Raw genomic sequence first — 12,703 nt, 5'->3', positions numbered from 1 at the left:
GCATTGAAGGCATTTAAAGCATTATTTTAATATGTGCACTGTTTTTAAGATCTTCCATCCACTTTTTGAACTGGGTTTCCCCGTACTCCCGGTACAAAATATCCTGAATCTGCTTTTCCACCTCTTTCTGTACAGGGCCCTGTCCCAATAAAATGATATCCGCCACATAAAGAATCTGAAAAGAATCTCCCATATCAACGGGCTTGGTGTATTGACCCTTGCCAACCCCTTCAAGCGCCACTTTGATCTCATTGCTGAAGCTTGATATGTCAAATGTACCGAGTTCACCACCGGAAGACGCATTGGAGCCGATTGAATCGTCTTTGGCAACTTGTGAAAAATCAACCTTGTTTTCCAATTTTCCCTGGACCATGGAAAGCGCCGTTGCATCCTTTACGATTATATTTTTCAAATGATATTTTTTCTTGGCCTTAAATTCCTGATAATGGGTGTCATAATACGCTTTTATCTCCTCATCCGTGACAACGATCTTGGCACGGACAGCCCTTGAAACGATCATGCTCTGGAGGATCTGTTCCTTGATGTTTTCACGGTATTGCTCAAGGGTTATACCCTGGGCGGCCAGACCGAGTTTCAGACTTTCCTGATCGAGATTATGCTCCTTTTTAAAATTTTCCACGGCCCTGTCCACATCCGCATCATCCACGGTAATGCCCATTCGTTCTGCTTCCTGAATCACCAAACTGCTTTCCACCAGTTGATTAAGGACCTGGGTATGCATTTGTGCCGTCATCTCTTTTTTTCGGGCCGAAGACTCCTGGGATGTATCAATATTTTTCCGGTACGGAGCCGCTGCCATGTCAAGCTGGGACAGGGTGACAATATCGTCATTTACAATGGCGACTATCCGGTCAACCACCTCCTGGGCCAGGCAATTTGCCGCCCCAAAAAGACCAAGTAGAAAAATTATTAAAATTATGTTTCGTTTTTTTTCCATACATCCGCCTTATTAATTTTCAACGTTTATTAAAAAGGTAATTAATACCCGCCTATCAATGTGCACGGGATAACTATCCTGTATCCCCTGCAACCATTCGCCAAAGACTTCCTGACTTTTTTCCATCCGCAACTTAAGCACCAAGTTTTTTTCATCCAGCAGGTTTGAATTATTATGATCCTGGGCGTCGGTCTGTCCTGCAAAACGGTCATAAAAGGCTATCATGTCTTCGGGATGAATTTCCTGGGACGCCACCAAATCCTGCATGATTAATTTTTGGATGACCATATCCTTTTTTAACCTATTTTTCCAGACAGTATATGATATGGCCCTTTCAAGGAGCATTTGGTCAAAGCTGTCTTCCGGATAGTCATGTTTAAAGTCGTTGACGGCAGCGGCAAGTTCTTTGGCACTAACATCAATCCCTTTGGCCGCAGCTGCAGCCAGCAGCACAACCTCATCAGACAGATCAGAAGCAAGATCCAGAACCATGGCATTGTATTCTCTGGGACTGTCTTTGATATCATAGGGATAGTTGGCCTGTTTGACCTCCAGTTCCCGGGCAAAGTCGGCCCGGCTGATTTCCACGGTGCCTGCTTTAATGATACTGCCTTTTTCTTCAACTCTTTTTTGATCTGTACATCCGGATCCAATTATAATTACAATACTTGCGGCCATAAGCCATAAAGCCCCCAAAGACAAGGGACTTAACAATTTCCTTGGAAATCCATTGACGTCTTTTATGTCATACCAAATATTTGCAATGCCGTTCATTTCATATTCCCATTGTGACCCACTGCCATAAGCCGTTATATCTATTTATTTTGGGAATTTTTCCTTTAACATTTTTAAAACAGAAGAGGAAACACGTCATGGCCTGTTTCCTTAAATTGGGGAAACTTTTAGCATTATGCCTGTTTTTTCGCAACCCCCTCAAAACCATTGCCTGCTCCATAAAACCATGAAGAGCATAAAGGACATGGAGATCGATTTTCCGATATATTTTCTTCATACGTTTCATGTCCTTCATGGTAAAACACCCAATGCTTAAGGCTGTTAAGGGACTTGGAAAAAACAGGTTAATCGGATAGGGGGAAGTGACAGGCCGTCAGATGCCCCGGGTCATGGTGACAGACAGAAAGCATTGGCGTCTTTTCAAAACACAAAGATCGGGCCACAGGACACCGGGAAGAAAACCTGCAGCCCGGAGGGGGATGCTCAGCAGAGGGGATTTCTCCTTTCAGCGGGGTTCTGCTTGAAGAATGATCCGGATCGGCGACGGGAACTGCCTCCAACAATGCCTTTGTATAAGGATGGCCCGGATGGTTATATACGTTTTGGGCATCAGCAATTTCCATAATACGGCCCAGGTACATAACAATGATGCGGTCAGACATGTGGCGGACCACAGACAAATCATGGGAAATAAACAGGTAGGTCAAGCCCATGGCAGACTGCAGCGCCAGCAACAAATTCAAAATCTTTGACTGAACTGAAACATCCAGGGCGGAAACCGGTTCATCACAGATAACTATTTGTGGGGTCATGCTGATGGCCCGGGCAATACCGATACGCTGGCGTTGCCCCCCTGAAAACTCATGGGGATATTTGCTCAAAGCCCCGGGATCAAGCCCCACCTGATCCAGTAATGACTCAATCTGCGTAGCCGTTTTCGGTCGTGACACCCCGTGAATACGAAACTTTTCTTCCAAGATCTGACGTACGGTCTGCCTGGGGTTTAAGGATTCAAAAGGGTCTTGAAAAATCATCTGCGCCCGGGTTGAAAACGCTTTACGCATTTTCGGAGTCATGGCGGACAATGGTTTCCCATCCAGAAGAATGCGACCCTGGGTCAAAGGATACAACCCCATGATACACCGGCCCAACGTAGTTTTTCCGCACCCGGATTCTCCCACAACACCAAGGGTTTCTCCTTTGAAAACAGAAAAACTGACATCGTCCACCGCATGAACATTACCGGTCCGGCGCATAAAAAGACCCGAGGTGACGGGAAAATATTTTTTCAAATGCTGGATATCCAGAATCGGCCGGAGGTTTGCTGCATAGTCTGATTGTTCCATTCATCCTTTCCCGTAAAACGCGCTTTTGCAAATAGTCTATACCCGAAAATAGCATGGTAGATGTTCAAAATACAACTGGTAGATTCACGCCACGCCAGACGTCGTATTTCAGAGGAATAACCACCAAAAATAAAATAACAAAATACATTTTTTCGGTTGAAAAATTACAAAATCTGTTTTATTTTGCTTTTTTTAAAATATAGAGACATGGATTGTGATCACAGACAAAAAAGGCATAATTATCATTGGTGGCGGGATCATTGGACTTGCCTGTGCCTATTATCTGATGGCCCAGGGCGCAAACGTCACGATTATAGAAGAAAAACAGATTGGTTCCGGGGCTTCCCACGGCAGCTGCGGATTGCTTTTTTTCAGTGATGTGATCACACTTTACGCCCCTGCCGTTGTCTCCACGGAAATCATCCGAACGTTTCTCGACACAAGCCCCCTTTACATCAAGCCGGTACCGTACATGGACCGCATGGCTTTTCTTTTGCGTTTCGCCCTGAGCTGTCGTAAAAACCATATGAAGCGAGCCGCAAAAAACAAATACACATTGTTGTTATATTCAAGCCATCTGCTCAGACAATTATTTGACAAAGGCACATTTGCCTGCGAATTTTGAAGAAAAAACAAAGAATATAGGCACAGAAAAAGGGCTCCTGAACAGAATCATCGTTCAAAAACCCTTTGAGAATTGACTTACTGAACAGTTACGTTGACCGCTGCAGGTCCTTTCTGTCCGTCCTCTACATCAAAAGTGACCCGGTCACCCTCATTAAGAGATTTAAAGCCTGTTGCATTGATACCGGTATGATGCACGAATACGTCAGGTCCCTCCTCCTGCTCAATAAATCCATATCCCTTTGCATCATTAAACCACTTTACGATCCCATTTGCCATTGCGACTATCTCCTTACTTGTAGTGAATAAATTTAGTTTCAAACTCAGGTTCTGCCACGCCAACAAACGGGGGGTCCAGCCCTTAGAACGAAACTTTCAAAGCCCTGCAATTCACAGCTTTCAATGTATATTATTAGCTTTTGTTTAAAAATCAAGGATTATTTATCAAAATTTAATTTTTTTTCACAATCATAAACCAAATGACACGCCGCAAAATGACCGGAAGATACGGACATCATCCGGGGGCGTTGATTTTCGCACTGCGGCAGTGCATGTTCACAGCGTTTGGCAAACCGGCATCCAACAGGCATTTTAGACAACACAGGCACATTTCCCGGAATAGTGGGAAGCGGTTCTTTCGCCGTTTGCGCCCGAGACGGTATGGATTGTAAAAGTTTTTTAGTGTAAGGGTGAAAAGGGTGATGAAACAGGGTTGTCACAGAAGCGCTCTCTGACACGGTACCGGCATACATGATAACAACCCGATCGCAGTTCTCTGCGATCAGTCCAAGATCATGGGTAATTAAAATGACAGCCATACCTGTTGTATCCCGGAATTGAAAAATAAGATCCATAATCTGGGCCTGAACGGTTACATCCAAGGCCGTAGTCGGCTCATCGGCAATAAGGATATCAGGTTCACAGGCAAGCGCCATGCCGATCATTACCCGCTGGCGCATCCCGCCGGACAATTGGTGGGGATACTTTTTCATGACCTGTCGGGCATCGGGGATACCCACCTTTGCAAGCATCTGCAACGATGCTGTATTTTTCTCTTTTTCCCCCATGTCCGGAAAATGCAGGGAATAACTTTCAGCAATCTGCCGACCTACGGTATGAACCGGGTTTAATGCGGTCATGGGTTCCTGAAAAATCATGGATATTTTTTTACCCCGGATTTTACGCATGGCGCCAATGGAAAAATCAAGCAGGTTTTGTCCTTTAAACAGGATCTCTCCTTCTGTAATTTTTGACACAGGCTGTGGCAAAAGGCGCATCAGACTCAAGGCTGTGACACTCTTGCCGCACCCTGATTCCCCGGCAATACCCAGTACCTGGCCGGACTCAAGTTCAAAGCTGACATCATCCACGGCAAGGACCTGTCCTTGGTCGGTCTGAAATGCAACCCCAAGATGTTTAACGGCTAAAAGCGGTGGACCATCTTTTTGATTCATTCCGGCTCGGCCTTTCTTTTATATGTATCGTCAATGATGGTGACAGGGGCGAATACCTGCTTGTCTTTCACAGCGGTAAGGGTCTGCTGCTGAATGTGCGCATCAATCCAAAAAAGCCCGCCGGTACCCGAAGCAAAAGGATCAAACAAACTATCGGACACAGGGGTGCCGTGAAATTTTGGCAATCGCATCCACCGCCAGTAGGCCAGCCGGACATAGGGAACCATATAGGATGGCACATAGGCACAGATATCATGTATCTTATTCTGAATTGTTCTGGACAAATTGATGCGTTCCTGCTCATCCAGGCTGTCCCGGTACTGGTCAATGAGCGTGTCCAGTTCAGGGTCATCCGTGTTCGTAATGTTATTGGTCTGGGGTTTATGTGCGTTGTCCGAGTGCCACCCCTCCCAAAAGGAGGGCCGCATGCCGGCACTCCACCCCATCCAGGCCACATCATGCTTTTTTTCCAGGGTTTTCTTAAACATGGCCGTGGGATCAAGGCGCGCAAGTTCCAGGTCAATGCCGGCTTTTAGCGCTTCTTCTTTCAAGACGGCCAGCCGGGGCATATGCTCTTCCAGGTAATAGGTTACAGTAACGGAGAACCGCATATCCCCTTTGTGCCAGATACCGTCTGTTCCTCTTTGCCAACCGGCCTGAGTCATCAGTGTTTCAACCTTTGAAATATCATACCCACGGGGTTTTATGGCATAATCCGTATAGTTTCCATATCCGTAAAAAGCCTGGGGCAGCCGGAAATAATCACCCCGTAAAACCTGCTCGATTACCTTGTCCATGTTCATGGCATGGGCAAAGGCCTGCCGGACCCGAAGATCCTTGAAGATGGGCCGGTCCAGATTCAGCCACAGTCCCCTGGACGGCTGTTCCAGGTCATTGAAAAACCAGATACGTTCCACATACCCTTTATTAATAACCGGGGTGTTGGATTTCTGGTGCCAGAATTTGGGCAGCACCATATCAAACGTATCCAGCCGGCCTTTCTTAAAATATTCCCACTGCATGTTGAAATCACGGATTACCGTGAAAAGCACCGAATCCACGTTAAACCGATTTTTAAAATACCGCCGGTCCTTTGCCCACCACTGTTTTTTTCGAGAAAACCGGATAAACCGCCCTTTTTTAAAATTACTGATCTGGTAAGCCCCGGTATTGGGCACAACGGCCCAATTGAACCGAGATACAAAATCATCACCCAGAATTTTAAAAAAATGCTCAGGCGTTGGACTGATGCCAAGTTTCAGATAAAGATCAGGCACGGCCTTGGTGCTTTTCACCCCAATGGTGAAATCGTCAAAGGCGATAACGGATTCGACCTCCCGGGTGTAGTAATCATTATACCAGGGTGCCACAATATGTTCAGAGCGCATGAATGTCAGGGTATACAAATAATCCCTGGCGGTAACCGGCACCCCGTCCGACCACCGGGCATCAGGGTCCAGCTTAAAATACATGGTCTTTTTATCAGGGTCATAGGCCCAGTGGGTGGCAAGCTCGGGAATAATACGCCGAGAGACAGGATGAATATTGATCAAAGAGAGCTGGTTGTCCAGAATTGCGCTTCTGAAAGAGCCGTTGGAATCCGGCCCCACCACCCTGAAGGTCATGGGAAAATTCATGATGCCCTCCCGGATCACCCCGCCTTTTTCAGCATTGTCCGAGGCAAACACCGGATCTGTATCGTTGGTGAGCCACTGTATATTTTCCGGTAATTTTTGATACACCAGTGGCGCAAGCCCCTCATTGGAAGGAGGGACGGATGAGGGCGCATTTTGGGGGGGATCAGATGAGCATCCGAACAGTCCCCCTAAAAGGTTAAAAAAAAAGATAGCCGATACTGCAAATAAAACCCACCTGGATAGCACCTTTATTATATTTTCCCTAACTTGTAAAAAAAGATTAAATCAATGCTTGACAGCAATTTTCAAAAAATAAAACAATACAGCAATTTTTAATCCGATCCAAGAGGAGTTTTCACCCCATGATCCTCCATGTGGACATGGATGCATTTTTTGCATCAGTGGAACAGCGAGACAACCCGAACCTTTTGGGTAAACCCGTTATTGTGGCAGGGCATTCCAGCCGCAGTGTCGTATCCGCAGCCAGTTATGAGGCAAGAAAATTCGGCATCCATTCCGCCATGCCCGTATTTCAGGCCAGGCAGAAATGCCCACATCTCATTATCCAGCCGGGAAGTCGGGAAAAATATGCCCGGGATTCAAGAAAAATCATGGCTATTTTAAGGCAGTTTTCCCCTTTGGTGGAGCCTGTTTCCATTGATGAAGCCTTCCTGGACATCACAGGGTGTGAAAAACTGATCGGCACCCCTGAACAGGCAGCAAAAAAAATTAAAACTGAAATTGTCCATCAGCTCGCCCTGACCTGTTCTGTAGGTGCGGCACCGGTCAGGTTCCTGGCGAAAATAGCATCGGATATGAACAAACCGGACGGAATGACCATTATTTCTCCAGAGGCCATGACCCGGGTTATTGACACCCTTCCCATCAGCAAGGTTCCTGGCGTTGGTGCCAAGGCCATGGCTCAGATGCACCGCCTTCAAATTGAAACCTTGGGCGATGTAAGAAAATTCGATCCCAAACTATTAAACAACAAATTTGGCAGCTTAGGACAAAGGTTATTCCAGCTGGCCCAAGGGATTGATACCACACCCATAGAACCGGAAAGGCCCCGAAAATCCATTTCCGGTGAAGTCACGTTGTCCCGTGATATTTCACATCCCCGGGATGTACAATCCGTGCTTCTTGCCCAGGCCCACAGGGTCGGCAATGAACTGCGTACCGGCAACCAAAGATGCAAAAAAATCAGCATCAAACTTAAATTTTCCGATTTTTCCCAAATCACACGGAGTAAAACCCTTGACACATGGATTTCATCATCCAATGCTATTTTTGACCAAGCACTGTTCTTGTACTATAATGTCAAAATTACAAAAAAAATCCGCCTGGTAGGGGTGGGGGTATCTGAATTTCAGGATAGCGAAGCGCCCATGCAACGATCTTTATTCACAGATGAAAACCAAATCAATAACAGACAATGGGAGGCTGTGGACCGGGCTATGGATTCGGTGCTCGCCAAATTCGGCCCGGATGCCCTGAAAAAAGCAAACCTGAAAAACCAGAAATTTTCACACAAATACATAGGAGACCAAAAAGTGAACCCACTTTGTGCTGTGGAAGTGACCATTACAGGAAGGGTCCAAGGCGTATGCTTCAGGCATGAAACTCAACTGGCCGCCAAGGACTACCGTTTATCGGGCCATGTCAGAAATATGCCCGACGGATCGGTCCAAGCCCTGTTCCAGGGTGAACAAGAAAATATACAGGAGATGTTGGCCTGGTGCCGAAAAGGTGCTACGTTTTCAGAGGTAAAGGATATAAACACTCGAACGATTTCGGTGGATCCGGCATTAACACATTTTGATATTCGTTATTAGAACCCCAAGTCCTCATTGACGAGTATAATCTTTATCCGGCCCTGTTGAAAGGATTTCTCCGTAATGGTCCAGTAACTATAAATTTTATCCGGGCTCGAACAATCGTGACAGAACCCGTTTTTTGCACAGGGTGTTTTCTTTTTATGGGATTTGTCATTCTTCCTCATTTCAAATTAAATGTCGCCTTAATCCTGGCATTCTTTTCTTCATCTTCAGCAACAGGATCAGGCTCTGTAACAAATACGCGTTTTATATCAATCGTACCGGTTTCTGTCAGGTAGCTTGAAATTTCATGGCCCCGCTGCCGCCCAAGATCACTTAGGTCACCCCCCTCCAGGGGCATGGCGGTAACCAGAAGTTTTTCTTTTTCATCTATGGTCAGTTCCTTTTCTTTGCCGGACTCGTCCCTGGGTTTGGGAAACGAGGCTTTGTCATAGGACCTTTCAATGAGACGGGTACGTTTTTCTTCATCCAAATCAGCCAGTTTCACCGTACCGTCAGCAGCCAATTTCTTGTCCATGGACAAAACCATGGTTTCATAAGCCTCATATCTTAATTGCTCGGCGTCGTAAAGTTTATTGTACTGGCCAATGATTTCAAGTTTCAGGTTCGGTTTTTTACCCAGCACCGTTATAAGCTTGTCCAGTTTGTCTTTCTGTGCCTGATCCAGCCGGCTTTTTCCCGGATCAAACTCCACATAACCCAGATCCTGGCCACTGCCGGCACCCACAAGGCCACCAAGAAATTTAAAAGGGGCTGTCACAATTCCCATAATGAAATTTCTCAGTACCGTTCCAACAACCATCCCAAAATGAAATTTTGGATCATTGAGATCTCCTGTAATGGGCAAATCCAGATCAATCTCGCCCTTGGGATTTTTAAGCAGGGAAATGGCAAATTCCAGGGGCAGAGAGGACGCATCCTCACTGTCCACTTTCTTGCCCAGGGTCAACTGATCAAAAAAAACGCGATTACTTGAATTAAGCTTATCCCCGTCTATATTGTAATGCAGATCCAGGATCAATTTTCCCTTTTCGATTTCATACCCCAGATACTTTTTAGAATACACATTGAATTTAGGCAGCTCAATATTTTTAAAGGAGATAGTCAGATCAATAAAACGATTATCCTTGAAAGGATCTACCTGGCCAGTAATATCCAAAGGGGCATACCCGCCATGTATACCTTTAAGCACAAGCTGGGCAGGCTCTCTGCCCTTGGAGGACAGGCCTGTGAGGCTCCCGGCAATCTCAGTCATGTTGGCGGTAAAATTAGGTTTGGTAAAGTAGTCGCTAAAATTGATATGACCGCCTTGCAACGTAATGGCGTCGATGCGGATATCGGGCATGTCACTGCCACCCTTGCCCGACGCCGCTTTAATTTTGGTTTTATCTTTTTCCGCAGCCTTGTCTGCGGGTTGTTCCACCATGATCTCTTTGTAATTGAGCTGGGCGTTTTTATTCAGTATGGCCCGCTGGTAAAAATCGGTCAGCGCAATATTCTTAACCAATATCGCCATGGGGTTTATGGAAATATCCATGCCCGTGGCATACAGCGATTTGCATGAAAAGAAATCGGTGTCGTCCACCTTGTTTTTAGACAAAAAATTGTTAAGGGAAACCTGGCCCTTGTATGTTATCGTTGGCGGATCACTTTTCTTTTTGGCCGGGGCCACAACCACGGTCCCCTTAGTGTTAAGATATCCCTCGGATATTGAAATTTTTAAAAAATCAGTAAAATAAGGCTCTGCCGTATTCACGTCAATCAAGTTGAGGTCAATGTTCACGATTGCCGCAGGCCCTGAAATATCAAAACTTCCGTCAAGGTTAATTTTTCCCTTATCCTTATTGGTCATGGAAGCCTTGAAGGTTGATTTTTCCCCTTTTTTTGTGGAAATATTTTCAACCGTAACACCAATGTCTTTCATAACCACGTTCACCGGCTCATTTTTGGCTTGGTCAATGAACTGCACCCGGCACTGGTCTAAAACCGTTTTATGTATTGTCGCAATCCAGGCAGGTGCGGACGCGTTCAGCTCATCCTGTTTCGTTGCGGCCTGTTTTGCCTCTACAGGTTTGACTGTTGTTATAGCCTTTGTCCCAGAATTTTCCCCTGTTTTTAGGGCCTGTTCAATGGCAACAAACAGGTCCATCCGGCCTTTTTTATCCCGGTTAACCTCAACCTGGGCCTTATGGAGTCTCACAAGGCCCACCCCTGCCTCCTGTTTTAAAAGGTTGCAGGAAATCTGGGATAATGCCAGTTGATCGAACTGCACCACGGGCTTTTTTTTGCCCTGCTCCGTCAAACTGAACTTATCCAGGGTCACCTGGCCGTCGGAGACCTCGACGCCTAAACCCGCCTGGGACAATCCCACCTTGAAGTTCAGATCTGCAGCAACATTTTCAAGGGTGACATTATCGCCAAGATAGGGTGCCAGATAGGAACGAAAATTATTAAGGTTAATACCGTTAACGGAAACAGTACCGTCGGCATCCAGATCATTTTGAACATGAAAATTCCCGGCCGTTTTTATCTCTTCGTCATTGCCGGTCAGAATATGAAGGTCATATTTTCCTGCGGCCTTGGAACCGACTTTAGTGTCAGTGAGGGTAAAATCCAGACTGGAGATTTCTTTGACCACCTGCGGTGATACCATCTTATCACTGAAGCGGACATGCATATTTTTCACGGCTGCCTGATTGATTTTCACAGTAAAAGGCAGGGATAGTTCGATTACCGGTTTTACAGGCTCTTTATTTTCTTGCACCGGGACCGCCTGATCCTGAACAGTCTGCGCTTTTTCGGCATTGGCTTGGGACGTATCACCAGAAACAGACAGGGCCATATCAGCCGGAGCAGTTTCTTTTTCAGCGGCATCCGTATCGACCTGGAAAACCGGTTCAGGGACGACACCTGCCTGGGCACCAGAGTTTGACACCTCCGGCATCCGTGTGGACACTTCCTGGGGTTGCGCCACTTTCGCCCCCGGCCCTACAGGAAGCAGATTGATGCCGCCTTGGGCATTGCGTTCAACAAACAGTGAGGCCTGGTCAAGCAACACCTTATCCACCAGAAAATTCATATCAAATACGTTCTGGGATGAGGCATCCAGCTCCAACTGAGGGCAGGCAAACAAATCACCACCGGCCACATTGTCCAGATCGAACTCTTTCACTAACGTCTTCAGGTTGACGGCAAGTTTTTGCCCTTCAACAGTTTTTCCCGCCGGGATCTCATATTCGCCTGAAACGGATACGATAAGATTACCTGCGGATTTTATTTTATAAGGCGCAGGCAAATCAATATAGGGGGAAAAATAGTTTAGATCCAAAGGCAGCATATTAAGTGAAAACGACATTTTTCTGGTGGCATCAAAGGGGACACCCGTTACATTGATATCCAGCCGGGCCTTATCCACCAAACAGTTCAGAACTGCTTTGATAGGTGTAGTCAGATCCTTTTCCATGGTGCTGACAAGGGGAATATCAAAATTTAACTGCGCCACTGAATGGGTGACGGAACGGATATGATCCGTGAAAACCAGGGCCGCGTCCTCAATTTTTACATTAGACGCCTTGAATTCAAACAAAGCGTTGGGCTCATCTTCGGCGATTTCCGACTCCGATGCGGCGGCTCCCTTTTTGTCTTCAAGCAGGTCTGAAATGTTTAAGGTATTGTCCTTATTCAAATGAAGGAAAAATTTAGGCGCTGTCACCTGAATATCCGAAATCACCGGGGCCAGATGAAGCAGGGAGGCTGTGGACAGGTTAAGATAAACTTCCTGAACTGAGGCCAAACTCTCCCCATTAATTTTACTTTCAATGGCAACTTTTTTAACCCGTGCTTCCAGGGTGAACGGATTAAAAGTTATGGATTCAATGCGAGTCTGCCTTCCAAGGGTTTCGGTCAGGGAATTTACAGCAATTCGTTTTCCGGCCCAGGGCGCTACAAGTCCTGTCAAAAGCAGATAAAGGGCATACAGAATGCCGGCACTTAAGGCCACTATTTTTACCGTAAAATATTTTTTCATCACGTCTCCCAAAACAGCGATTTCTTTTAGTTCCGGTACCGGATATAATTTTTAGTTTCGCTCATAAAAAGCCATGGGCTGATC

9 protein-coding genes are annotated in these 12,703 nt (G+C 46.1%); 2 read left to right on the top strand and 7 right to left on the bottom strand.

Annotated features, from left to right (window positions below; translation table 11 throughout):
* Positions 1-13: 13 nt before the first annotated feature.
* The 3 genes from EYB58_RS11185 to EYB58_RS11175 form a co-directional block, all read right to left on the bottom strand.
* Positions 14-958 (bottom strand): SurA N-terminal domain-containing protein, encoded by a 945-nt coding sequence (locus tag EYB58_RS11185; RefSeq protein WP_111952878.1) that lies wholly within the window; start codon positions 956-958, stop codon positions 14-16.
* Between the two features lie 12 nt (positions 959-970).
* On the bottom strand, positions 971-1,732 hold the full coding sequence (locus EYB58_RS11180; protein ID WP_111952875.1) for a SurA N-terminal domain-containing protein: 762 nt from the start codon (positions 1,730-1,732) through the stop codon (positions 971-973).
* Between the two features lie 305 nt (positions 1,733-2,037).
* On the bottom strand, positions 2,038-3,039 hold the full coding sequence (locus tag EYB58_RS11175) for an ABC transporter ATP-binding protein (protein ID WP_111952869.1): 1,002 nt from the start codon (positions 3,037-3,039) through the stop codon (positions 2,038-2,040).
* 214 nt (positions 3,040-3,253) lie between these two features.
* On the opposite strand from EYB58_RS11175, the gene EYB58_RS11170 reads away from it, so the two are divergent.
* Complete coding sequence (locus tag EYB58_RS11170) at positions 3,254-3,664, top strand: FAD-dependent oxidoreductase (RefSeq protein WP_163354592.1); 411 nt, start codon at positions 3,254-3,256, stop codon at positions 3,662-3,664.
* 77 nt (positions 3,665-3,741) lie between these two features.
* On the opposite strand, the gene EYB58_RS11165 is transcribed toward EYB58_RS11170, so the two are convergent.
* The 3 genes from EYB58_RS11165 to EYB58_RS11155 all read right to left on the bottom strand — a co-directional run bounded on the left by EYB58_RS11165 (position 3,742) and on the right by EYB58_RS11155 (position 6,859).
* Positions 3,742-3,942, bottom strand: a complete 201-nt coding sequence (locus EYB58_RS11165; RefSeq protein ID WP_004071947.1) for a cold-shock protein — start codon at positions 3,940-3,942, stop codon at positions 3,742-3,744.
* Between the two features lie 158 nt (positions 3,943-4,100).
* Positions 4,101-5,117, bottom strand: a complete 1,017-nt coding sequence (locus EYB58_RS11160; RefSeq protein ID WP_111952863.1) for an ABC transporter ATP-binding protein — start codon at positions 5,115-5,117, stop codon at positions 4,101-4,103.
* Positions 5,114-6,859, bottom strand: coding sequence for an extracellular solute-binding protein (locus tag EYB58_RS11155; RefSeq protein ID WP_242637629.1), 1,746 nt, complete (start codon positions 6,857-6,859; stop codon positions 5,114-5,116). Before EYB58_RS11155 ends, EYB58_RS11160 begins: the two co-directional genes overlap by 4 nt.
* Before the next feature lie 257 nt (positions 6,860-7,116).
* Between EYB58_RS11155 and dinB the strand changes: the two genes are divergently transcribed.
* Positions 7,117-8,589 carry a DNA polymerase IV gene (gene dinB, locus EYB58_RS11150; protein ID WP_111952857.1) on the top strand — a complete coding sequence of 491 codons (1,473 nt, stop codon included), beginning with the start codon at positions 7,117-7,119 and terminating at the stop codon, positions 8,587-8,589.
* Between the two features lie 163 nt (positions 8,590-8,752).
* Here dinB and EYB58_RS11140 read toward each other — a convergent pair whose 3' ends face one another.
* Positions 8,753-12,619: a DUF748 domain-containing protein gene (locus tag EYB58_RS11140; RefSeq protein WP_111952854.1), complete on the bottom strand. Its 3,867-nt coding sequence runs from the start codon at positions 12,617-12,619 to the stop codon at positions 8,753-8,755.
* Between the last annotated feature and the right edge of the window lie 84 nt (positions 12,620-12,703).

Origin of the sequence: Desulfobacter hydrogenophilus (assembly GCF_004319545.1) — a bacterium.
GTDB lineage: Bacteria > Desulfobacterota > Desulfobacteria > Desulfobacterales > Desulfobacteraceae > Desulfobacter > Desulfobacter hydrogenophilus.
This window is presented reverse-complemented; position numbering and strand designations above follow the sequence as displayed.